Genomic DNA, 22,926 nt, shown 5'->3' on the forward strand with positions numbered 1-22,926 from the left:
AAGGTGATGGTATATGTATCAAAGAATTTTATTAGCGGTCGATGGGTCGGAACATTCAAGCAGGGCCACCGATCACGCAATTGCTTTATCACTTGTAACTGGTGCTGAAATCGAATTAATCTACGTGCTGGATTATTCAAAAGCCAAAAGTGAAGTGCTGCACAGCGGAAATTCGCTTCAATTGAAAAATGAACGACAGCAAAGGTTAAAAAAAGCCGAAGAGAAATTACAAAAAAATGATGTATCCTATCAGATTACGATGAAGCATGGGGAACCGGGTCCTACGATCGTGGAACACGCAAATCGAAACAACGTCGATATTGTCATTATTGGCAGCAGAGGACTCAATTCATTGCAAGAGATGGTCCTAGGGAGCGTCAGTCATAAAGTGGCGAAAAGAGCAAGCTGTCCGGTTTTAATAGTCAAATAACAGGTCATAATACAAAAAAAGAAGCCGATTTCTCTCTTTACGAGAAAAATTCGGTTTCTTTTTATTATATAAATCTATCCCCGCGTATAAGGAAACAAAGTAAAAAAGGTAAGTAGAAGGTTTTTTTAAAACATTTTCGACCAAGTAGCCGGGCCAACGATCCCATCAGCAGATAAACCATGCCTTTTTTGATAAGCTTTTACTGTAGCTTCTGTTTGCGGGCCAAAAATCCCGTCAGGTTGTACACCAACAGCACGTTGAATCCTCTCAACATTTTTACCTCTTGCCCCTCTTCGGATTAGTTTACCTGGATAAGGAACAATTGATGCGTTGGATTTCTTTTTCACTGGCTTTTTGTAGCTGTCGAGCTTTCTGTCTGTATCAGGTCCGTAAATTCCGTCAACGGAAATCCCGACAGCCTTTTGAAATGCTTTGACAGCCACGACTGTTTCATCGCCGTAATGTCCATCAGCGCCAAAACGCGGCAATTTGAATCCAGCAGCAATGAGTTTTTTCTGTAATCCTTTAACTGCTACTCCTTTAGAACCTTTTCTAAGCACTTTTTCAGGGTTTGATGTTGCTGCTTTCACTGCTGTTTTTGGCGCTTCAACTTTCACATTGCGCCAGTCCAAGCATTGTAAACTGCAGTTACATCTGAAATAAACCTTTCCCATGTAATCCCGTGTGGCTGCAACCAACTTTCTGGATCATATCGGCTTTCCGGATCTAATACTTTATGGGAAACGATATGCTTATTTGGTTTCAAACCGAATTTCCGGCACAAGTAAGACATGTACCATACGTACCGATTATAAGCTTTGGCAAAGTTACCAGTACGGCACAACTCAACTCCAATCGCTCTATCATTTGCGTCATCGCCAAACAGGATATTATCCATAGCCTTTTGGTATTGTACGTGCCACGCCTTTTCATTTAAAGGCAGGATTTCAAGAATTTTAGTATCATCGATGAATGCGTGAGCTGAGGATGCGGTCACATGCCGGTTAAAATACTTGAAATGTGCGTCAGCATCTGCTGAGTTGTTTCCTGTTTCGTGAGCAACGATAAACAATACTTTTCCTGTTAACGGCAGTCCAGAACGTGATTTACCTTTTCGCCTAACGGTTGCAAATGACGGGCATATTCATCTTGTTCTTCTTGCATCTTCCTAATCTCAAATTGAACATCATCGACAAAAGAAAGCCTGCTGAGTCGAGTTTCCTCACTGACTTGACCTCTAAGTGCTGCTGTCGCTTGAGCTTCTTCAATCATATTGACTGGTAGATTTCGTTTAAAGCCAACTTTCAAATAATCATCCAGTGCCACTCCATTCCGTTTGCTCCATGCTGAGAATAAGACCTTATATTGATACCGCAGTGTTGATGTCATCTTTCTCTCTAAGGTGATACATTTATTTTCAAGTGACATGATCTTATATTTCATGGCAACGCCAGTAACATTCCCAGCAAACTGCTCATCACCAAAATTCACCGATTTAGCAAACCTCAAAATATTTTCTTCCAATCGATCCAAGTGATGTTCAATTAAAGCATCGTTTATACCTTTGGTTAAGTAATCCACATCATCTTTTTCATCAAAAAGCTCGATTATACCTGACTTTTTCATTCGTTCAAGTGTATCCTCATCGGCACCCATATCCTTAAGTATGAGATAGGCCAAACGATATTGCTCAATCTCATTACTTGCATCAGACAATGTTCGGTTGTATGCATCAATAAGAGTCAGAACACGTTCTGCAGCTCCCCACTCTCATTAGATCGAAAGAAATAAACCGTCGTATCATCGTAAAATTCTGCAGCTTGAAACCCATTAGCATCCTTGTAATACCAAAGCGAATAGGTAGGCTCGCTTATGTTGTCGCCCAGAAAAACAACTTGCCAAGGATCGATATTCTTGATTCGCTCATTACCTTCTATGTCGAGATATATGAGTCTTGCCGCCCCCCCACAAATAGCAGCCGTTTTCCCAAGTTCTGAGTCCCCATCCTCCACGTGATTGCGGAGATTAAATGTATCGATCTTGTCTTTAATCGGTGAAGTTGTGCCGGGTCCCCTTTTATCATCAAACTCATAGGTGATCGGATGACCAAACATGTAACCGACCTTGGTATCTACAATTTCGGCATCAAAGGCATTCGCCAATCGGTTATTGACTTTATCGTCGATCCTTTGAATTTTTTCTTTCTCCGATAAATCCATTTTAAAAGGCGTCCGTTCCAAGATCGGCACGCCTTCTGGTTCTGATTTATATCGTTCATAGAGCTTTTTTATGCGCTCGTGATCTTTTTTATGTGTTGAGATCAATTCCATCACGATCTCTTTAGTTATCCCTTTGTTTTTGATCTTGTCGATGTACTGATTTAGGTTCATTCTGTCACCTACCTTACTCTCATCCTTTTTCTGATCGGCTCCACGCTATAGCGAAGCGCATCAATTAAGTGGTTATATTCATCTGCTGGTTTATTAATCATTTGACCTTCCTTATTGCGGTCCCATACATAGTTGCTAAACTCCATCGATGCATTTGTGCAAAATGGATGAATGTAAATAGAAAACTGCTGAAGGAATTGAATGCCAGCTTCTACGCTGTCAGGTCCTTTTTCAGCGCTTTAATTTTCCTAATGCCATATTTTCTTAGTTCTCCAATGCTTTTTGGTTCAGCAGCATCTGCAATAATAATCTCTTTTTGATAACCTTTATTCTTGATTGCATCAGCAATTTCGTTATTAAGTAAGCCTTTTTCGTAAATTTCATCAAAGATAAAGATTTCTCTGTTCTTAGGATCGACAATTGATGCAGGGAATGCAGTTGGATCGACTGTAAACCCAAAATCTAAACCAAAGGCAGATTTTACACCCGGACGTTTAATGATTTCAGACTTATCAAAAGCAAACTCTCGCCAGTTGGTGAAGATAGCTCCTTCTGCAATCCCCCACTCACCAAGGCCCTCAATCTTATATCTTCTCGGATTGTGTTTCTTCATCCATTCAAAGAGCTCTCGGTCATCTGCTCCTAAGAACTCATTGCACAGGTAATTCGTCGTCATCGCCAGAATATTATTTTGCTGTACATCAAAAAAACGCTTCTTCAACCAATGTTTCTCATTCCACGGGTTAAAGGTTAGCGTTATTTGTTTAAAGTATCCTGAAGGTAATTCTCCACGAATACTCATATCTACTTTGTCAAAATCATCTTCATTCATGATTTGATAGGCCTCTTCAAACCATGCCCAGCAAAGGAATCCCACGTCTACTGTGATCGAGGTCACACTCATTGGATCATCTAGCCCTCAGAACAATATCTTTTGTCCTGTCGGCTTGTATGTGATTTCTAATGGAGAAAGCTTTGCTTCCCAAAGATGTTCCACTTTGAGTCGTTTGATTGCCCATTTCAACTGGGCATACGTAGAATCTTTATGATCTTTAAATACCTTCCTCACAACTAATGTATTTGCTAATGGATATTCCATCATACGATTAATCGTATTGAGTGCCGTTGTGGTTGATTTTTTGGAACCGCGGCCGCCTTTTACAACTCTGTAACGACCTTTATAATTCCAATAAATTTTATATCCACCACCGACGATTTCTTTCAGGCTCACTCTCACTTGATTAGTCATCTAGATTATTCACAATAACTACAATTTTACTTTCAGCTGTTTCCTTAAATCATAGTGTTTTCGTTGGTGCACCGCATTCTTTGCATTTGTTCATCATTGCCCTAACCCCTCATAATACTCTTAATCAACGTATGGCAGCTAGCTTGAAAATATATACCTTTATAACGTTATAAGCCTGCGCAAATTCTGTATAGCCTCCATAAAATATTTATATTAAATAGATATTAAGGAGAGATATTAGATGTGCATGTATAAACACTATAAGAAACAAAAGAACAAAAAATTTATCTCTAAAAAACTTTTGCTAATTTTATTACAGTCACTATCAAATTCACAATCCGAAAGCCAAACCAGCGCACAAAGAAATGGCAACAAAAAAAAGAAAGAAAAAGAGAAAAAGAAATGTGAATGTTGTTAAGCTCTCACTCTAATGTAGGTGTCTTAATATGGGACATGATGATTTCCATTGTAATATGAGAGCACGGATCTTCAGAGCTGAAAATTCTTAATTCAGCTCTGGTATTTTGTTTGATTTAATATGTTGCATTAGTTGTCTACTCTTACCCAATCAAACCCGGCGACTCAACCACGATTCCGAATAACAAAACTACCCAGCTCCGACAAATGCTGCTATTAAAGCCTTTTCCCTTTTCGCCATAACTACACCATTTGTCACAACCAAATCTTTGTTACGTTCGGCCAGAGCCGCGATATCCTCGGGATGCTCTCCGTATATCTCAGAGAGCTCCTGAACTGTTATCACTTTATTCTTAGTCGCTAAGACTGTATGTAAGATTTCAATGTGTTTTGGCATCACTCAGAATCACCTGCCAGTGCTTTTAAAGCGACCCTGTACATTTGATCTGCACTCTGGATCGATGGATTTCTTGTAATGTCAATCAAAGCTTGATAATAGCGTTCATTTTCTACGTTAACAGCCTTTTCAGCTTGCTCTATGAGATAATCAAATGACTCCTTCCTTATTTCCACGATGTATGAATCCTCAAATATTGTTGTACGGATGCTGGCTTCATTCACAATTTCCTGTAATTTATCCTCCATAAGTACCTCCAATCGAGGCAGAACCCATGTTACAATGTAAACCTCCTACAGTTTAATGTCCGGGCTCTGCTCGGGCTATTTAATTTTTTAACCAAACTTTTTGCTCTAGCATGTCAAATGGCTTCGGCTTCTCCTCTGGAATGATCGGATGCTTGGCTATGTACGTCAGCCGTTCTTCCTCTGACATTTTCCATGTAATAACCTCTCCCGGTAGATGATCATTTCTAGTTTTTGTACTCATGCCGCAACCTCCTTCACTAAGACTTCAATACCAGGGGTTTCCGCATAAAGCTTGTAAACTGTCATACTAGCAACCTGGTTATCATCAGCCCAGATCAATTTATTGAGAGTCAAACAAACCCTTGGTTAAATTATCAATATCAGGCTTTTTACAATGACGGGTTCCGACGGCTTCTGCTTTCTTTTTGCCGCTCCAACTAGCCGGGATTGGCATGTTAAACCATATTTCCACATGAACCGGACCATTAATAATCTGGTGCCCTTTCATTTGCTGTTTCAACTGCCACTGGATAGCGCTTTTGTACGTTAAATATTTCTGGGCATTTTTATCTTTGAATTTGCCTTTATGTGTCATGCAAACGGCTCCCATTGGCACGATTGGAATAGTAAATTGATTCACTTTCTTACCTCCCATCAGCCTCAAGCCATTCTTGATATTCCGTATCTTTTGCCCGAGCTGCCAGTATGATTAATGTAAGAGCCCGAATCATCAAGTTCCCCCTTTTATAGGGCTTTTCTTTCAAATAAAAATAGAACATACGTTTGCAAAGGGGTGGTTACTTTTGCGTTATTCGATGTCACACCTAGAAGAGGATGTAAAGAATGTATACATCGAATTAGGCATACTTAAGCCGAGTGAAATTCAAATGCATATGATTGCTGAGAAATTAGACATTTGGATTTTCCATCATGATGAGCCGAGCAGAACAAAAATATCTGGTCTGTACAGCATTGTACTAAATAGCAATCTTTCACCTGAAGAAGAATGGCAAGATTTTTCGCATGAATTAGGTCACATTTTAATGCATTATTGCAATCAGCATAGGATGATCAACTTATTCAGATATCTACAGGAAAATCAAGCAGATAATTTTATGTATCACTTTTGCGTACCTACTTTTATGCTACTGAAATACAACATTACAAACTATTCGAATATTAAAGAAGGGGCTTCTTTCATCGCCAAGGAATTTAGTGTTACTAAAAAGTTCGCGAAAAAACGCTTGAATCTTTTCCGTCGGAAGATAGAACAAGCTAAAATTGATGAAAAATTTCAAGATTTTATGACACCTACAAAAACTCGTCCCCATTCAGAACAAGACAAAAAATCAATGACATTCATGAAGTTTTAATCTTGATTCCTAATCAACGAAAATGAATTATTATGAAAGGTTGATAGATGTGGCAAGTATCGAAAAAAGAGGAAAAAACTTATTTAGACTCGTAGTCGAAGCAGGGTATGATGCTAAAAATAAAAGAATCAAAAGAACAAAGACAATTCGTATTGAAGATGAAAAGCTTTTAAAGACGACACGAAAGTTAGCAAACTATTTAGAAGTTCAATTACATCAATTTAAACAAGAAGTACTTGCTGGAGAATACATTGCCCCTGAGAAAATTATATTTAGAGATTTCGCTGAAGAATTTATGAACAAAGTAGTTACAAAAAGATATTCTGTTACTACCATTGAACTCTATAAAAATCACCTCAAAAACCATATAAACCCTGTGTTTGGTCATAAAAGATTAGATCAGATAAAAAGCAAACAAATTGTTGACTATATTGATCAGTTGGGACATACGGGGGCACGTAAGGACAAAAAAAGGGGAGGCCTTTCCGATCGGATAATTTTAGATTCTTACAGAGTTTTAAAAAGTTTATTTAAGGTGGCTACTAAGGAATAGAAATTTATAAAGGTTAATCCAATGGAAAACATATCTGCTCCTAAGGTAAGAAAAAAAGAAATGAAATATTACGAAGCTGAAGAAGCCCAAAAATGCATTCAAGAACTATATGCAAGAGAACCTATTCACTGGAGATTATATTTTTTGGCCGCTATGATTGGTGGGCTACGTCGAGGTGAAGCTATCGCTTTGGAATGGGATAAAGATGTGGACTTTGAAGAAGGTGGTTTTCATGTAACTAGGAATATTCCTAAAACAGTTAACGATGAGGCACATATTAAAGAAATAAAGACAATAGGATCTACACGTTTTGTTGCCATGCCTGATTGGTACATGGATGAATTAAAAGAGTATCAAATGATATGGAAACGAGAGAAATTCAGATTAGGGGATGCATGGGAAGGAGGAGATAAGCAATATGTATTTCATGGAGGTACTGGAAAACCATTTTATTATACGACTCCCACTTACAGATGGTCTAAGTTTGCTAAAAAGATTGATCTAAAATACATCCGCCTCCATGATCTCCGTCATACAATGGTTACTCTTCTTATAGAAGAAGGCGCTCATTTTAGTACAATCTAAAAAAGAAGTGGACATTCAAGTCAAAAAGTTCTAACCGGAACATATAGCCACGTCACTAAAAAATTGACGAGAGATACTGCGGAGAAATTTGATAAATTTAACCCAAAAAATTCAATTCGTCCCCAACCGATGAATTTAGTATATCTTCTAATATCTGGTCATGAAAAAAAACCTTGATACACAAGGGTTTAAGTGATGGAGCCAAGGGGGCTCGAACCCCTGACCTCTACGCTGCCAGCGTAGCGCTCTCCCAGCTGAGCTATGGCCCCGAGTATTGACAGTGCTTTACCTTCATTTGAACTCAGTACGAGCATCTATCCAGAAATATATCGTACAGTACTTACATAAGAGTTGTCAAGCGCACAAAGAAAAAATTGCAAGTCATACTGTGGTAAGACTCAGATCATAAAAGGCTCATATTTTGTACTTATTTGGAGCCAATATCCAAGAGCAAAAAAAATACCTCTCAGGTAAAACCCGAGAAGTTAATAATTCATTTTTAGTAAATCATTAATAGGTAAATACCTACCACCAAACAGAATAGAGACTCCGTTCTTATGGTGGTAAAGTTTCCAAAGAAAGAACGTTTTCCCACCATTGGCTAATTGTCTGTAACCAAAAATTTTATCTATTGCCATTTCATGAATGACTTCTATAATGACAATAGAGGAGAGACCAAGCGAAATAACAGCCTTGTCAGTCAACTCTCCAGTATTGTATTTTTCTATTAGTTCTTTCTTGCTCTTTTCTATACTCATTAGTGAAGCACCTCAATTTCAAACTGAAGTGACATAGTTGAGCTTTCCTTGTTAATATTCTCATCTACCGAGACTTGAAACTTATCGGGGGTAACATTCAAGGTTTTGTTAATATGTAAAACTATTAGTGATACTCTCTTTGAAATCTCTTTCTTTATCTTATCATGAGTTTTCCCAGTACAATCAATAGTTTTCAATGTATCAAGGTCAACCCCAACAGATTGCAACCCATCAAATACCTCTTCAATCTGAATCATTCTTCTCTCCTTTAGTGATACGTGATAAAGTACCTATGAGAATTGTATGAAAACAATAAAACCCTTGCAAGTAGAAAAAATTACTGAGATCGAATAAAAAAAGAGCCAGAGCAATAAAGCTCTGCACATACCCCTGTCAAGTAGACAATTATAAAAAGAGCTCTTTAAGCTACGGTCTTTTCACGATATTCAATCGGGGAAAGGCCGTTAAATTTTTCTTGAAAACGATCTTTATTGTAGAAATCAATATACTCCTGGATTGCTTGAAGTGCCTCACCCTTTGTTTCTGGTTTTTTTACATGGATAGGTTACACTTAGTTGGACAGAAAAGTTAAGGTCATATACACTTGATTCAAATAAAAACTTAGGAGAATCAATATGACGAAAAGAGAAAGAAGAACATTCACAAAGGAATTTAAAGAACAAATCGTTCAGCTGCATGCTTCGGGTAAACCAAGAAGTGAAATGATTAAGGAATACGAGCTGACGCCTTCGGCCTTTGATAAATGGGTTCGTCAACACCAGACATCAGGTTCTTTTCAAGAAATAGACAATCGTACTCCCGAGCAAGAAGAGTTAATACGACTTCGTAAAGAAAATCAAAAGCTCATGATGGAGAATGATATTTTAAAGCAAGCCGCGCTGATCATGGGACGAAAGTAGATGTGATTAGAAATAACCGTCACAAATACTCGGTATCAGCAATGTGTGCCGTCCTGCAACTTCCAAGAAGTACGTATTATTATGAAGCCAATATTTGTGAGAACAATGAGGAAGAACTGACGAATATGGTGGTAGATGTCTTTAAAAATAGCCGAAATATTTATGGGCAGAGAAAGATCAAAAAAGAGCTTGAAAAACTTGGTTGGCAAGTCTCACGACGTCGTATTGGACGTATCATGAACGATCAAGGTCTTGTCTCGAAGTATACAGTCGCTCAGTTTAATTTAAGCCGATAAAAACAGGGTGTAATGAATCGGAAGTAGAAAATGTATTTGAACAAGACAGAAACTCAAAGTGATAGTGAGTGATTTAACATACGTTCGAGTCCAGCAGAATTGCATTATATCTGTATTCTAGCAAGCTTTACTGTGAGAAATCACTAGCATAAATCTGACAGCGTAGCGCTCTCCCAGCTGAGCTATGGCCCCGTATTTAACGTCTTTTCCTATTATATAAATGAAAAACAAGCATTTTTTATACAAATATAAGAGGTTTGAGCATTGTTTTTGTTTGATTTGAATGTTCTCTTTTAATCGTATTGGTTATTTTTTTGAAACGACTGTATTTTTACCAATTCACTTGCGATTTTGGTTCTTTTTTTGCGGTCTTTCCATTTTACGCGCGATCCTGACCCCTTTATCGCGATCTTAATTTTCGCTGAGTCACACGACATTACATTACAATATTTCATCATAAAAAGCGTGCGGAGGTGATCCGCACGCTGCTAAAATACTAATCTACATAAACAAAAGCAATAAAATAATCCCAAGTACAATCCGGTAAATCGCAAACGGCACTAGCTTGATTCTGTTAATCAGCTGTAAAAAGAATTGTACGACGACTAGAGCTACGACAAATGCAGTAATAAAGCCTACTGCGAAAAACGGCAAAAGATCCATGCTTAAAGCTTCCATATTTTTCACCAGTGACAAACAGCTGGCGCCTGCCATAATCGGTATAGCCATAATAAATGTGAAATCAGCTGCAGCTCTGTGGTTTAACCCGAGGATAACTCCGCCTGAAATCGTTGAGCCTGACCGGGAAAAGCCGGGCCAAAGTGAAATACATTGAAACAGCCCCATGCCGATCGCTTGCTTGTATGATATTTGATCAACGGAATCGGTTGTTGGCTTCCGTTTGTTAATCCAATCAGCAACGAGCATCAAAATAGCTCCTCCGATTAAGCCGATTGCAACTGTTTGAACAGAAAACAAATACTGATCTATGTAATCTTCAAATAAAAAACCTAATACCGCGGCGGGAACCAGTCCTACGAAAATTTGTGCAAGTGTCAATTTATTCCCTTGCTCTTGCTCTTTTGAAATCTTCCTCTTTAAACCGAGCAAATTCAAGATGCGATCCCTGAATATGATCGCTACAGCCAATATTGATCCAAGCTGGATCACAATTTTAAATACGTATGCCGCTTCATCCGAAACCAGCTCGTTTGACTTTAACCATAGATCATCAACAATGATCATATGTCCGGTGGAGGAAACAGGGGCATATTCAGTTAATCCTTCAACCAGTCCTAAAATTACGGCGACAAAGATTTCCCAAAAATTCATTCTATTCTTCCCTTCTTATCGTGCGTACCCGCATCTGTAATTTTGCTCTCTTTATTGAACGGACAGACTAGCATAAATGTTTCGAATTCGTTTTATTAAATTTTAAATAGGTACATTAAAAATATGACACTTTTCCTTTAACTTATCAATACTAAATTCATACTAAAAAGGCTTAGAAGCCTAAGCCTTTTTAATTATTTCTTATATTCTTCAGCAGTGCTATTGTATAGATTTGACCTGGATTTAAACCAGGCAAACAAGTGAGTGGTAACTACTTTGATAACCGCATAGCCCGGTATGGCAAGGATAACTCCCAGAACTCCAAACAGCTTTCCTGATGTGATTAATAAAAAGATAATAGTAATCGGATGGATCTGCAAATTTTTACCCATAATTTGCGGGGAAATGAACTTTCCTTCTACGAGCTGGACAATTGTCCATACAATGACAAGCTTTAAGACCATAAGAGGCGACGTCACTATCGCAATAATGATAGCTGGCGTAATCGCAATGGTAGGTCCAAGGTAAGGTACCACACTTGTACAGGCAGCGATAACAGCAAGAAGCGAAGCATAGTCCAGCCCGATGATCAAATAGCCGATAAACAATAATATCCCGATACAAAAACTAACAATAATCTGTCCGCGAATATAAGAACTCAGCCTGTGATTCATTTCAATCATTACCGTATGTGCTTCCTTTTTTAAGCGGTCGGGAACAAACTTTAAGATAAAGTGAGGCAACTTTTTTCCATCCCTTAATAAATAAAATAAGATAAATGGAACTGTGATTAACGAAATGACAAACTCAGTGACAGCGCCTATGAAGGTCCCAACCCCAGTAAACGTACTGTCTAAAATCCGTGTTGCCTGATTAGACATATTGTTCGCGATATCTATTACATTAATATTGAATGTTTCCTGTGCCTGATTGACAAATTGGCTGCCAAGAACCTTTTCCGTTTGTTCCTCAACAGTTTTTACATATTTAGGGAAATCGTGAACAAGACTCATTATTTGCTCTCTCAAAAAAGGAATAATGCTCACGATCGTGATCGTAAGTAGTCCAATAATCACAATATAAAGAATAATAATTGAAAATATCCGTTTTATTTTTTTCCGTTCCAAAAAATCCACCAGAGGATTCAGCAAATAGAACACGACTCCGGTCATAACAAATGGAAGCAATAGGGTTCTTAATAAAACGATTATTGGAGTAAAGATAAATGATGTTTTTGAGAAAATTAAGATGTTTAGACCAATTAATAGCAGGACGAGTAAAAAGATAACAAATTTATTGTTTAAAAAGAATCTTTTAAACCTCCCGCTCCATATCTGCATTGATTCCATAAACTCCTCCAAGTAGCTTTTTACTAAATTGTACACTATTCGACATTGAAATAGAAATCATTGCCTATCTGAGGTTCATTCGGTTTGTCTTTTCCAACCTGGCTTCGTCATAGCATTTTACGTACATTTCCAACCTCCCATTTTCAAGCCAGCAAGTCTTGGTAAAGCATTTATTTAACAAATATCTGTCATGGGAAACACATAGAATTGTTCCATCAAATGCAAGCAATGCTTCTTCCAATACTTCTCTGGAATCAATGTCTAAATGATTCGTCGGCTCGTCCAGGATCAGTAAATTCAGTTTTTGATACATGATTATTGCAAGCTGAAGGCGCATTTTTTCTCCTCCACTGAGTTGGGCAACCTTCTTAAAAACCGCAGGGCCGTAAAAAAGAAATTTAGCTAAAATATGTCGGGCTTCTCCTTCTGTTACGACAATTTTTTGTCTAAACGTGTCCATAACATTGTGAGAGCTTGCTTCAGCAAGAGTATGCTGGGACAAATATCCAATCTGGGTATTACTTCCTATTTTCACATCTCCAGAATCGGGCAGGACCTGCTGCATGATAAGTTTGAGTAATGTCGTCTTGCCAGAACCATTGCTGCCGACAATTGCCAGACGCTCTTTAAAATATACATCCAAATGTATATTTTGAAGTAATGACTTACCTGAATAGCTTTTTGAAACATTTTGTAAGGATATAACTTCCTTTCCACTTCTCTCCTTCATCTCAAAGGCAAGATTTATTTTTTTATGTTCCAACATTGGCCGTTTTTTCTTTTCCATCCTTTCAAGCATTCTCTCCATATGGCGGGCCCGTTTATGAAGACCCTCATTGGGAGGATTGGCTTGATTGGCCCATTCCTGCAATCGTTTAATAGCTTCTTTCATTTTTTTAATTTTTTTCTGCTGCTCTTCGTATTCTTTAAATTCATCAAGCAGCTTTTTTTCTTTTTCCTTTACAAATTTAGAATAGGAGCATAAATAGACAGTTGCCTCCCCATCCTCCAGATCGATCGTTTTGTTTGTTACATGGTCGAGAAAATAACGGTCATGAGAAATTGTGACAACCGTTCCTTTGTAGCTTCCCAAATATTTCTCCAACCACTCTGTTGCTTCAATATCAAGATGGTTTGTCGGTTCGTCAAGCAGTAATATATCCGGATTTTTCAAAAGCAGCGCTGCCAACCCGACTTTTGTTTTTTCTCCTCCGCTTAGCTCGTGAATAAGATTCGCAGCAAATCTGTAATCTTCAATCCATCTGCCACAGCTTGAACACGGGACTCCATCTCGTAGCCTCCATCTCTTGAAAATTCCTCCTGCAGTTCACCGTATTGTTTTAACAAGACTTCAATATTTTTTGATACAGCCATTTCCGTTTCCAGCAGTTTCATTTGATTTGCGATTGCTTGAAGCTTATGGAAGCTTTTCATTAAGGCATCAAATACGGTTGAGTTATTATTAAAATTTCCCTCTTGCTGCAAATAGCCGACGATTGAGCCTTTTTTCATATAAATTGCTCCTTCGTCAAGAGATTCTTCCCCCGTAAGCAGCTTCAATAATGTTGTTTTGCCGCTTCCATTTCTGCCGACAATCCCTACTTTGTCGTATTCATTTATTTCAAAGGTTACCTTTTCGAAAATCATGCTGCCGCCGTACATTTTACTAATATTTTGAACTGAAATCATTTTATATTCCTCCAAGTCAATTAAAAAAGCACAGGTAAGCGTAAGAACCCACCTGTGCCGTGTCAGATTGCATGCGAAAAAAGGCAAAAACGCCTAATTTCCCACAAAAAAAGACGGCACCTGAGCCGTCTCGTTTAAGTCCGATGACAAATTCGGTTGAATGAGAGTTCTACTCACTGTAATTTCCGTATGAAGCTGTTAAAAATGGACAGACTTGTCCCTTTGGCTTCATTTGCGGAAAAAATCGCACGGCAGATATACATATACGATAAAAAATCCGCGCGAATCACAGTAGTCAACATCTCATACACCTCCTTTGTCTTAGTCCTTCTATTATAATTCCAATCAACTAAGGGTTGCAAGCACGAATGCCAAGGTATAATCTAAACTGTGTATACTTGACTAAGTACAATGATAGGAGTGTCTTGTTATGATACGCTTTGCTGTGGTTGGCACTAATTGGATTACTGAGCGTTTGATTGAAGCAGCTCGCCATGCACCAGAATTTGAACTATCCGCTGTTTATTCCAGAACGGAAGAGCGGGCAAAGCAGTTTGCTGAAAAACATTCGATTCCCCATACGTTTACTGATCTTGAAGAAATGGCAAAAAGCCCGGTATGTGACGCGGTTTATCTGGCAAGTCCAAACTCGTTTCACAAAGATCAAGCGGTACTTTTGATGAAACATGGCAAGCATGTGTTGTGCGAAAAACCTTTAGCATCAAATACGAAAGAAACGATAGAAATGATCGAAACCGCTAAGGCGAATGGAGTTCTCTTAATGGAGGCTTTAAAAACGGCTCCATTACCAAACTTTCAAGCCATCCGCGAGAACATCCATAAAATTGGAATGGTCCGCAGAATGGTAGCCGGATATTGTCAATACTCTTCCCGTTATGACGCATATAAGGAAGGAACTGTGCTAAATGCATTTAATCCGGAATTTTCAAATGGCGCATTAATGGACATAGGCGTGTACTGCATTTACCCGGCTGTCTCTCTTTTCGGCGAGCCATCTGATGTTAAGGCGGGTGGACTAAGACTTGAATCCGGTGTCGATGGTGAAGGAAGCTTGCTTTTACAGTATAACGACCATGAAGCTGTGGTCATGTACAGCAAAATTACCGATTCACATCTGCCTTCTGAAATCCAAGGAGAAAACGGATCGATTCTCATCGATAAAATACATACTCCTGAAAAAGTAGAAATTAAATATAGAGATGGTACGTCTGAAGAAATTACGGTCATTCAGGACAAGCCATCGATGTATTACGAGGTTCAAGAATTCATTAACTGTCTGAAAGCGGGCAAATTCGAATCTGAAATCAATTCCTATTCAGTTACTTTACAAACAGCAGCAATTATGGAGAAAGCAAGAAAACAGATTGGGATTGTGTACCCGGCTGATGAAAAGTAATGAATTAGCCTGCCTCTGCCTTATGGGGGATGAGAATGAAAAGAGACTTAAGTTATACGAAAAATGGTGAATTTGAACATAAAATAATATCTGCGGGAATATTCACCTCCCTATTTAAGACAAAAAGTCGCAAGTGATCCCGTGAAAAGTCCTTCATCCAGGGTCTGATGGACTTAACGACACTAGTGATCACGTGAATTGTCCTTCATCCAGGGTCTGAAGGACTTAACGACGCATGTGATCCCGTGAATTGTCCTTCATCCAGGGTCTGAAGGACATAACAACACTAGTGATCACGTGAATTGTCCTTCATCCAGGGGCTGAAGGACATAACAACACTAGTGATCTCGAAAATTGTCCTTCATCCAGAGTCTGATGGACATAACGACACTAGTGATCACGTGAAAAAAGGGTGTCCCTAGAGCTTATCTTTGGGACACCCTTTTTTTCTGATCCTATTAAAATATGTTACCCGAATTTCATTTAGGATTCAGCTAATACATCGGCAAATACTTTTACATATTCGGGAAGATCAGGCGGACGTCTGCTGGATACGATGTGGCCGTCGACTATAACAGCCTCGTCGAACCATGTTGCGCCTGCATTTGTCATATCGTCTTTGATCCCCGGCGTACTTGTTACATTTTTACCGTCCAAAATTCCTGCAGATATCAATACCCAGCCTGCATGGCAAATTTGTCCGATCGGCTTTTTTTCTGCATTCATTTTTCTGATCATTTCCAACACTTCCGGGTACCTTCTTAGTTTATCCGGCGCCCAGCCTCCTGGAACCAAAATCGCATCATAGTCATCTGCATTTATTTGGCCGAAAGAATAATCAGACGTGACGGGAACGCCATATTTCCCTATATATTCATGCTTGTCCTTTTCGCCAACGAGATGAACGTCTGCCGCTTCTTCTCTCAATCGCAAAACAGGATACCACAGCTCTAAATCTTCAAAATCATCACTTACCAGTGCAATCACTTTTTTTCCTTCTAATCGCAAAAGACGTCACTCTCCTTATCCATTGTAGCTCTAGTGTACGATAAGATTTCTCAATTTTAAAGCCATAGACAATCCTTACGTTTTTTTATTCGTGTTAAATTTTTTCGTCAGCTCGCGCAATTCTTCCGCCATCGTAGCAAGAGTTGTTGACGAAGCGCTGATTTCTTCCATCGATGCAAGCTGCTCTTCTGCAGACGCAGCAATATCTTGTATGCTTGCTGCACTTTCTTTTGATATTTGAGCAATGCTTCTAACTGAGGTAGAAACCTGCTTTGATCCTTCCGATAAATCACTGACCATTACATTCATTTGATTAATGTCTTCTGCGATTTCATTTGTCACGGTTTGTATTTCTTTAAAGCTTTCTTCTGTTTGCGTTGAAATATCCAGTCCAGTACTGACTTCTTGATTGACAGATTGAAACATAGCAAGAGACCCATTGATTTCTTTAATAATCTCGTGAATCATTTTTTCGATTACTTTAGAAGACTCAGAGGACCTAGCCGCTAGCTTCCGCACTTCTTCAGCTACAACGGAAAAGCCCCTTCCGTATTCTCCTGCTCTCGCAGATTCAATTGCTGCATTTAAAGAAAGCAAATTCGTTTGATCAGCAATGCCATTGATAGTTCATGCAATTTTGTTAATATCCTTCGATTTATATTCCAATCCCTTAATCACTTGTTCCGCATGCTTGACAGTGTCATTAATTAATTTCATTTGGCCGGCATTTTTTCTGACAAGCTGGCCGCCGGATTCTGCAGTTTCAATTGATTTGATAGAAGATTCAGCTACGACAGATGATGTCTTGGCAATCCTTTGCAGCCCATCGTCAATACGATCAAGCTGTTCAGAGCTTTTTTCAACATTTTCGCTTTGTGTTTCGTTTCCTCCTGAAAACTGCTCAATTGATAACGTAATGTGCTCAGTTGCTTTGCTTGTTTGCTGTGCGCTTGCAGTTAATTCTTCCGATGAAGACGCAAGATTATCGACCGAAAGTTGAATTGAACCAATAACATTCCTAAGTGATTCTGCCATGCTATTAAAGTTTTGGCTTAATTGCCCTATTTCATCTTTTGAACGAATTTCAATCTTTTCACTTAAATCACCATTGCTGATTTTCGCTGCAGAAGCTACAAGTTTCTTTAATGGCATTCTAATGGAATGAATAATGGTAAAGATAATAACTCCTCCGACAAGGACAGATCCGATGAAAAGGATCATCGTAAAATTAAAAAGCGGCTCAGACGATTCGGCAATTTCATTCGTGTTTATTATTCCGGCAATTTTCCATCCAGTGAATGCATTTGTCTCAAAAATGACTCTTTCTTTTGCACCATTCATGACGAAGTCAAAATGTCCGTTCTTGTTTTGAGCCAGCTTACCGCTGATGTCTTTTTTAACTGTTCCGCCAACAGATTCGATTGGATGGGAAATATACTGCATATTCTCATTTACGATAAACGCATACCCGCTTTTCCCTATATTGATACCTTCTGTTACTTGACTTAAGTAATTGATCGGAATATTTATTGCAACTACTCCTGAACCATCCAAATTCGCCATTGCAATTGTAACAACGGTTAAACCTGTAGAAGCTGTTTGATAAGGATCGGTTAAAATATATTTTCCTTTATTCGCCACCGCAGATTTGTACCAGTTTCTTTCAGTTGGATTAAAATCCTCCGGCATCTCTATATCCGGAAAGCGAATAAAGTCACCCTTTGATGAGGCTGTATAAATCGATTCAATATTACTATTTAAAGACTTATATTGTTCGAATCTTTGTCTCGTAACATCTAGGTTTTCTTCCGTGAAGCTATCCTTGTTAATCCAGTTGCTGAAATTTTTTATTGCCGCAACTTTAGTTTCCATATCACTTTGTATCGTTCTGTCCAGTGACTTTACGCTATTGTTTGCATTCCTCATCATCTCTTCTTCCAGTGATTTGCTGGCTGTATGAAAAGCGCCTAGAGCCAATAAAATGATGGGTAAGGTTAGTACAAGCAAAAAAGCAATCGAAAGCTTTCTTGAGATTGATGGTGTACAGAGCCATTTAATAAATTTTCTCATAAGTTGTCCCCTTCTATATTGTTAAAATTAATATCGACATCTTCACCGGATTTTGAAATACTAGACTGCATAAAATGAATCTACAATGAATGGTGGTTTTACCGAATCTTGTGGGGTGAATACGATGGATGAAACAAAATTCATAGAAGAAAAAAAGTTTCAACAATTGGTTCAAACAATGGATCCAGGAAGCAAGCTGCTGAGAACGTGGCGAGTATCTGGAGGAGTCTCCGCACAAGTGACAGCGATTGAATTCGAACAATCCGATGGAAAAAAGAAGAAAATGATCGTACGCCAACATGGGGAAACGGATCTGAAACGAAATCCGCGTATCGCAGCTGACGAATTCAAGCTGTTGCAAATCCTGAAGTCTAAAAGGCTGCTCGTACCTGCTCCGTACCATTTCGATAGCTCGGGAGCCATATTTCCAAATCCATTTATTGTTATTGAATTTATTGAAAGCAAGCAAAAAGACATTCCTCGCAATGTAAACACCGCAATACATGAGCTTGCTACATCGCTGTCGAACATTCACAAGATCAAAGGTTCGAATCCTGAATTATCCTTTTTGCCGAAACAAGAAGAAATTTATGCAGAGAAGCTGGAGAAACGTCCTGCAATCATTGATGAATCACTAAATGAAGGCCGTATTCGCGAAATGCTGGAATCGGTTTGGCCATTTCCTAAAGTGAATAAAACTGTATTATTGCACGGAGATTATTGGCCGGGCAATATCTTATGGAAAGACGGACAGTTCATTGCAATTCTCGACTGGGAAGACGCAGCTCTCGGAGACCCGCTTGCTGATTTTGCCAATAGCAGGCTAGAGATTCTATGGGCATATGGAATGGCCGCAATGAATGATTTTACAAATCAATACAAATCGATGTGTACAGCAATCGAATTCAAGTACCTCCCTTATTGGGATCTATTTGCCGCATTACGCCCTGCCTCAAGGATCTCAGAATGGGGATTAGACGAAAGAACGGAAAAAATGATGAGGGAAAGGCATCAATGGTTTGTCTCTCGAGCCTTTGAAAAAATAAAATGAGCATAAATAAAACCTATTCTTGAATGGACAGGAGTAGGTTTTATTTGCAGGGAATATTATTCTTGAATCTTTTCAATCGTCTTCATCAAATCTGTTACTTCAGTTATCGTTCCCATGATTTCAGAGTTCTCAAGCTGCTCCAGTTGAAATGTTCCCTCTTTAACAGCAGTTTGGACTTGATCAATTCCCGAAAGCAGCTTTTCATTTTGCTTAACCGCTTCTTCGTGGACTGATGTAGCAGCTTCGGGCGGTGTAAGCTTATTAAATTCCTCAATATTCGATTTCATTTCAGTCAGCCGGCTCTCTAGTTTTTTTCCGGCATCTTCGTTATTGACCGCGTCATTCGCTAACGAAGACAGATCCTCAGCAAACACTTGAGCCTCATTCATATACTCTGTTGATTCGTTAATATAGTTGATTCCTGAGTTTACTTCGTTTAATACTCCGCATCCGCTCAGCAAACCAAGTGTAATGACGGCGCTTAATTTCAATCGTTTCAAATGATTCCCTCTTTCTTTTGATTTTCTTTTTTACCTTAGCCAGGCTCCGCACATATACTAGTAAAAAATTAAAGGGTGCTGAAATATGATATTCCTATCCGGACAAAGAATTGCGCCTGAACACGTACTAAATTCCGATCAGCTGAATCCGGCAGAACAAAAAATTATCGAAGCGATGCTTACAAGTCCTGCCCGCTATGATTATTCAAGCATGCGTGAATTATCTTTTGAAACTTCGTTTCGAAACCATACCATTCAATCCGCAACGGCACTGATCCATAGCGGCGCAAAATTCGCAACGTTTGCAAAAACATACGGAAACGATATGTTTTGGAGGCGGTCACCCGAAGGCGCGCTTGAATTGAGATACAATGTACCGGCAGCACTTGGTATTCGTGATATTTTTGAACGCGGCTCCCTCTATGCCTTTGAATGCGCAACCGCCATCGTTGTTATTTTTTATTTCGCTTTATTACGAATGATTGGTGATCAAGCATTTAATGCCGCTTTCCCAACGATTACTCTTTATGATTGGCATTATGAAAAGCTTCCCGTCTACTCTGAAATTCGAAATGATTTTCTTCCTGGAGATTGCCTTTATTTTGCGAATCCTGATTTCGATCCTGCTCGGCCTGAGTGGCGCGGAGAAAATGCAATCTATTTTGGCTATGACCAATTTGCCGCTTTCGGGTTAGGGATATTGACCGCAGAACAGGTGATTCAACGGTTAAATTCATTCAGAAAAAGAGGTGCAACCCAATCAGCTTATTTGATGTCTCATGTGACGCGAGTGGATATACTAGAACTGCTCTCACGGATTCAACGTTAATGCTTTACGGTTTCGATAAAAATGTGAACATCCAAGCATCCGATTGGCGGCCCATTCCATCTGCTCCAAATCTTCTCTAGTAACAACAGGATCACGTTCATCCCATTTTACAAATCTGATAAAATAATAGTTTTTGATCGGTACCATGATCACTGCAGAATGGGGCCAATTTTCAAAAACAAATACGATTTTCCCTTTTTTCTGATAGGAGTGCTGAACAATCTTCAGGTTTCTCACCCTTCACTGTAGATTTTGTTGTTAAAACTCTGTATCTAGGAACCTATGATTTTCGCATAACACGTTCTTGATCTTGGTCCGTCAAATTCACAAAAATAAATGCCCTGCCATGTACCGAGAACAAGTCTTCCCTGTTCGATAATGATGTGTTGGGAAGCACCGACTGTGCTTGATTTCATATGAGCGGCCGTATTTCCTTCCATATGTCTGTCTTTTTGATGGTTCCACGGATAGGTTTCATCAAACCTTCTAAGCATGTCCCGTTTTACGTCAGGATCAGCATTCTCGTTGATCGTAATTCCTGCGGTTGTATGAGGGCAATAGACAATAACAGCGCCTTCATTTACTTGATTATCCTTCACAAATTTTTCGATTTTTGCAGTAACATCAATCATTTCATCTCTGTGATTTGTCTCGACTGTAAACCTTGTTAGCATGTTGTGAAATCCTCCCTTTACTGCTATTTTGCCTTTATATAAGCCAGTTTGCAAACAAAAAAGCGGATTAACTCTCCGCTTTTTTTACTTCTACCGTCCGAATATGATGGTCCTCTACGTCCACAATGGTGAATTGACAGCCATACATGTCGATTGTTTGCCCATTTTCAAAATCCATTTGCTGTGTCAGAAGCAACCCTCCAATTGTATCAACATCTTCATGCTCAATAGATAAACCTAAGAGCTCACCCACTTCTTCCACGAGAGCTTTGCCATCCATGACATAGTGCCCCTCTCCTTTTTTTACAATGTGAGGCATTTCATCAATGTCAAATTCATCCCTGATATCGCCTACAATCTCTTCAAGAATATCCTCAACAGTTACTAAACCTGCTGTACCGCCGTATTCATCAACAAGAATCGCCATATGTTTTCGTTCTTTTTGCATGCGAATAAGCAGCTCACCGACCGCAGTGCTTTCCAATACCATAATCACCGGGCGCATCATTTCCTTAACGCTCGCTTTGGTGGATAAAAACTCTTTTTTAAATACATCCTTCACGTTTAAAATGCCGGCAATATGGTCTTTGTCCCCTTCAATGACAGGGTACCTCGTATATCTTTCGTTCAACATGAAATGTAGCGCTTCCTCCATCGTCGCTTCTATCGAAACCGTTGCCATCTCAGTACGGGGAATCATGATTTCTCTTGCCAGCCGGTTATCAAAATCGAAAATTTTATCCATGTATTTAAATTCTGTCAAATTTATTTCGCCTTTTTGGTAGCTTTCAGAAAGGATCATCCGCAGCTCCTCTTCACTATGTGCGACCTCGTGCTCATTCACAGAATGAAATCCGAGCCAACGAACAATTAAACCTGCAGATCCATTCAGCACTTTAATAAATGGAAACATAAGCTTGTAAAACAAGATTAAAGGCTTTGCCGTCCACAGGCTTACTTCTTCCGCTTTTTGAATCGCAATGGTTTTCGGAGCCAGCTCACCGAGTACTACATGCAGAAAAGTAATAATGATAAAAGAAATCACAAACGAAACAATTCCCGCTAACGGCTCTTTAATACCAAAACTAACAAACAAAGGATGAAGAATTCTCTCGACTGTTGGTTCTCCCAGCCATCCCAACCCCAGGGCTGTAATGGTGATTCCGAGCTGGCAGGCAGATAAATATTCATCTAAATTGGAAATAAGTTGTTTAGCAGCTATTGCACGGGTATTGCCGCTCTCAACCAATTCATCAATTCTTGAGCCCCGGATTTTGACGATGGCGAATTCGGCGACAACAAAAAACGCGGTAGCAGCAATGAGCAGAGCTACAACTATAATGTTTAGTATGATCAAAAAAATCCCTCGCCAAAATATGGCAAGGGATCAC

General features: G+C 39.1%; 25 protein-coding genes, 1 tRNA gene and 7 pseudogenes. 8 read left to right on the forward strand and 25 right to left on the reverse strand.

Annotation, left to right across the window (positions count from 1 at the left end):
• Positions 1–13 precede the first annotated feature (13 nt).
• The gene (locus tag AM592_RS11640; protein ID WP_053603942.1) at positions 14–430 is read left to right on the forward strand and encodes a universal stress protein; all 417 of its coding nucleotides are present in this window, start codon (positions 14–16) and stop codon (positions 428–430) included.
• A gap of 125 nt (positions 431–555) precedes the next feature.
• Here AM592_RS11640 and AM592_RS11645 read toward each other — a convergent pair whose 3' ends face one another.
• From AM592_RS11645 to AM592_RS11675, 10 genes and pseudogenes are all read right to left on the reverse strand, one after another.
• The gene (locus AM592_RS11645) at positions 556–1,062 is read right to left on the reverse strand and encodes a peptidoglycan-binding domain-containing protein (protein WP_158320302.1); all 507 of its coding nucleotides are present in this window, start codon (positions 1,060–1,062) and stop codon (positions 556–558) included.
• Positions 1,044–1,502, reverse strand: a complete 459-nt coding sequence (locus AM592_RS11650; RefSeq protein ID WP_376773351.1) for a peptidoglycan recognition protein family protein — start codon at positions 1,500–1,502, stop codon at positions 1,044–1,046. The genes AM592_RS11645 and AM592_RS11650 overlap by 19 nt, the downstream gene beginning before the upstream one ends.
• A gap of 11 nt (positions 1,503–1,513) precedes the next feature.
• Positions 1,514–2,820: pseudogene (locus AM592_RS11655) on the reverse strand (phage portal protein).
• Between the two features lie 8 nt (positions 2,821–2,828).
• Positions 2,829–3,023 (reverse strand): terminase large subunit, encoded by a 195-nt coding sequence (locus tag AM592_RS25155; protein ID WP_312883821.1) that lies wholly within the window; start codon positions 3,021–3,023, stop codon positions 2,829–2,831.
• Positions 3,024–3,031: 8 nt separating this feature from the next.
• The gene (locus AM592_RS25160; protein WP_318773060.1) at positions 3,032–3,433 is read right to left on the reverse strand and encodes a terminase large subunit; all 402 of its coding nucleotides are present in this window, start codon (positions 3,431–3,433) and stop codon (positions 3,032–3,034) included.
• 12 nt (positions 3,434–3,445) lie between these two features.
• A pseudogene (locus AM592_RS25165) lies at positions 3,446–4,069 on the reverse strand (PBSX family phage terminase large subunit); the annotation flags it as partial.
• Positions 4,070–4,676: 607 nt separating this feature from the next.
• Positions 4,677–4,883 carry a hypothetical protein gene (locus AM592_RS11665; protein WP_053603945.1) on the reverse strand — a complete coding sequence of 69 codons (207 nt, stop codon included), beginning with the start codon at positions 4,881–4,883 and terminating at the stop codon, positions 4,677–4,679.
• Positions 4,883–5,131: a hypothetical protein gene (locus AM592_RS11670; RefSeq protein WP_053603946.1), complete on the reverse strand. Its 249-nt coding sequence runs from the start codon at positions 5,129–5,131 to the stop codon at positions 4,883–4,885. The genes AM592_RS11665 and AM592_RS11670 overlap by 1 nt, the downstream gene beginning before the upstream one ends.
• A gap of 79 nt (positions 5,132–5,210) precedes the next feature.
• Complete coding sequence (locus AM592_RS24370; RefSeq protein ID WP_192841114.1) at positions 5,211–5,372, reverse strand: hypothetical protein; 162 nt, start codon at positions 5,370–5,372, stop codon at positions 5,211–5,213.
• Positions 5,369–5,786, reverse strand: a pseudogene (locus AM592_RS11675) (RusA family crossover junction endodeoxyribonuclease). Before AM592_RS11675 ends, AM592_RS24370 begins: the two are co-directional and overlap by 4 nt.
• A 148-nt stretch (positions 5,787–5,934) precedes the next feature.
• Between AM592_RS11675 and AM592_RS11680 the strand changes: the two are divergent.
• The 3 genes from AM592_RS11680 to AM592_RS24645 are packed head-to-tail and all read left to right on the forward strand — an operon-like array spanning position 5,935 to position 7,642.
• The gene (locus AM592_RS11680; protein WP_098945235.1) at positions 5,935–6,504 is read left to right on the forward strand and encodes an ImmA/IrrE family metallo-endopeptidase; all 570 of its coding nucleotides are present in this window, start codon (positions 5,935–5,937) and stop codon (positions 6,502–6,504) included.
• 49 nt (positions 6,505–6,553) lie between these two features.
• On the forward strand, positions 6,554–7,057 hold the full coding sequence (locus tag AM592_RS24640) for a tyrosine-type recombinase/integrase (protein ID WP_225970214.1): 504 nt from the start codon (positions 6,554–6,556) through the stop codon (positions 7,055–7,057).
• 21 nt (positions 7,058–7,078) lie between these two features.
• The gene (locus AM592_RS24645) at positions 7,079–7,642 is read left to right on the forward strand and encodes a site-specific integrase (RefSeq protein ID WP_225970215.1); all 564 of its coding nucleotides are present in this window, start codon (positions 7,079–7,081) and stop codon (positions 7,640–7,642) included.
• 196 nt (positions 7,643–7,838) lie between these two features.
• Here AM592_RS24645 and AM592_RS11690 read toward each other — a convergent pair.
• The 4 genes and pseudogenes from AM592_RS11690 to AM592_RS23310 all read right to left on the reverse strand — a co-directional run.
• Positions 7,839–7,911: transfer RNA gene (locus tag AM592_RS11690), tRNA-Ala, on the reverse strand.
• A 216-nt stretch (positions 7,912–8,127) separates the two neighbouring features.
• The gene (locus AM592_RS11695) at positions 8,128–8,400 is read right to left on the reverse strand and encodes a hypothetical protein (RefSeq protein WP_053603947.1); all 273 of its coding nucleotides are present in this window, start codon (positions 8,398–8,400) and stop codon (positions 8,128–8,130) included.
• Positions 8,400–8,657, reverse strand: a complete 258-nt coding sequence (locus tag AM592_RS11700) for a hypothetical protein (protein ID WP_053603948.1) — start codon at positions 8,655–8,657, stop codon at positions 8,400–8,402. The genes AM592_RS11695 and AM592_RS11700 overlap by 1 nt, the downstream gene beginning before the upstream one ends.
• Positions 8,658–8,821: 164 nt before the next feature.
• A pseudogene (locus tag AM592_RS23310) lies at positions 8,822–8,929 on the reverse strand (IS3 family transposase); the annotation flags it as partial.
• Between the two features lie 106 nt (positions 8,930–9,035).
• On the opposite strand from AM592_RS23310, the pseudogene AM592_RS23940 reads away from it, so the two are divergent.
• Positions 9,036–9,736: pseudogene (locus AM592_RS23940) on the forward strand (IS3 family transposase); the annotation flags it as partial.
• Between the two features lie 381 nt (positions 9,737–10,117).
• Here AM592_RS23940 and AM592_RS11715 read toward each other — a convergent pair.
• The 4 genes and pseudogenes from AM592_RS11715 to AM592_RS24990 all read right to left on the reverse strand — a co-directional run bounded on the left by AM592_RS11715 (position 10,118) and on the right by AM592_RS24990 (position 14,288).
• Positions 10,118–10,948, reverse strand: a complete 831-nt coding sequence (locus tag AM592_RS11715; protein WP_053603950.1) for an undecaprenyl-diphosphate phosphatase — start codon at positions 10,946–10,948, stop codon at positions 10,118–10,120.
• Between the two features lie 194 nt (positions 10,949–11,142).
• Positions 11,143–12,297, reverse strand: a complete 1,155-nt coding sequence (locus AM592_RS11720) for an AI-2E family transporter (protein ID WP_053603951.1) — start codon at positions 12,295–12,297, stop codon at positions 11,143–11,145.
• A gap of 97 nt (positions 12,298–12,394) precedes the next feature.
• Positions 12,395–13,986: pseudogene (gene abc-f, locus AM592_RS25365) on the reverse strand (ribosomal protection-like ABC-F family protein); the annotation flags it as partial.
• A 173-nt stretch (positions 13,987–14,159) separates the two neighbouring features.
• Positions 14,160–14,288, reverse strand: a complete 129-nt coding sequence (locus AM592_RS24990) for an RAxF-45 family protein (RefSeq protein WP_264080125.1) — start codon at positions 14,286–14,288, stop codon at positions 14,160–14,162.
• Between the two features lie 128 nt (positions 14,289–14,416).
• On the opposite strand from AM592_RS24990, the gene AM592_RS11735 reads away from it, so the two are divergent.
• The gene (locus AM592_RS11735) at positions 14,417–15,403 is read left to right on the forward strand and encodes a Gfo/Idh/MocA family protein (protein ID WP_053603954.1); all 987 of its coding nucleotides are present in this window, start codon (positions 14,417–14,419) and stop codon (positions 15,401–15,403) included.
• A gap of 483 nt (positions 15,404–15,886) precedes the next feature.
• On the opposite strand, the gene AM592_RS11740 is transcribed toward AM592_RS11735, so the two are convergent.
• The 3 genes and pseudogenes from AM592_RS11740 to AM592_RS11745 form a co-directional block, all read right to left on the reverse strand.
• A complete protein-coding gene (locus AM592_RS11740; protein ID WP_053603955.1) occupies positions 15,887–16,411 on the reverse strand; it encodes a type 1 glutamine amidotransferase domain-containing protein in 525 nt (174 codons plus the stop codon).
• A gap of 75 nt (positions 16,412–16,486) precedes the next feature.
• Positions 16,487–17,035: pseudogene (locus tag AM592_RS25370) on the reverse strand (methyl-accepting chemotaxis protein); the annotation flags it as partial.
• A 3-nt stretch (positions 17,036–17,038) separates the two neighbouring features.
• Positions 17,039–18,481 (reverse strand): HAMP domain-containing methyl-accepting chemotaxis protein, encoded by a 1,443-nt coding sequence (locus AM592_RS11745; protein WP_404799047.1) that lies wholly within the window; start codon positions 18,479–18,481, stop codon positions 17,039–17,041.
• Between the two features lie 124 nt (positions 18,482–18,605).
• Here AM592_RS11745 and AM592_RS11750 point away from each other — a divergent pair, with 124 nt between their 5' ends.
• Entirely contained in the window at positions 18,606–19,532 is a 927-nt protein-coding gene (locus AM592_RS11750) for a phosphotransferase family protein (RefSeq protein WP_053603956.1), read from the forward strand.
• A 56-nt stretch (positions 19,533–19,588) separates the two neighbouring features.
• Here the strand turns inward: AM592_RS11750 and AM592_RS11755 are convergent, their stop codons facing one another.
• On the reverse strand, positions 19,589–20,032 hold the full coding sequence (locus AM592_RS11755; protein ID WP_053603957.1) for a DUF6376 family protein: 444 nt from the start codon (positions 20,030–20,032) through the stop codon (positions 19,589–19,591).
• Between the two features lie 85 nt (positions 20,033–20,117).
• Between AM592_RS11755 and AM592_RS11760 the strand changes: the two genes are divergently transcribed.
• Positions 20,118–20,861, forward strand: coding sequence for a protein-glutamine gamma-glutamyltransferase (locus AM592_RS11760; protein WP_053603958.1), 744 nt, complete (start codon positions 20,118–20,120; stop codon positions 20,859–20,861).
• Here AM592_RS11760 and AM592_RS11765 read toward each other — a convergent pair.
• From AM592_RS11765 to AM592_RS11775, 3 genes are all read right to left on the reverse strand, one after another.
• The gene (locus tag AM592_RS11765) at positions 20,844–21,089 is read right to left on the reverse strand and encodes a hypothetical protein (protein WP_053606090.1); all 246 of its coding nucleotides are present in this window, start codon (positions 21,087–21,089) and stop codon (positions 20,844–20,846) included. The two genes, AM592_RS11760 and AM592_RS11765, sit on opposite strands and share 18 nt — an antisense overlap.
• Before the next feature lie 44 nt (positions 21,090–21,133).
• A complete protein-coding gene (locus AM592_RS11770) occupies positions 21,134–21,535 on the reverse strand; it encodes a secondary thiamine-phosphate synthase enzyme YjbQ (protein ID WP_053603959.1) in 402 nt (133 codons plus the stop codon).
• A 67-nt stretch (positions 21,536–21,602) separates the two neighbouring features.
• The gene (locus tag AM592_RS11775) at positions 21,603–22,892 is read right to left on the reverse strand and encodes a hemolysin family protein (RefSeq protein WP_053603960.1); all 1,290 of its coding nucleotides are present in this window, start codon (positions 22,890–22,892) and stop codon (positions 21,603–21,605) included.
• Positions 22,893–22,926 lie beyond the last annotated feature (34 nt).

It is taken from the genome of Bacillus gobiensis (assembly GCF_001278705.1).
Classification (GTDB): Bacteria; Bacillota; Bacilli; order Bacillales; family Bacillaceae; genus Bacillus; species Bacillus gobiensis.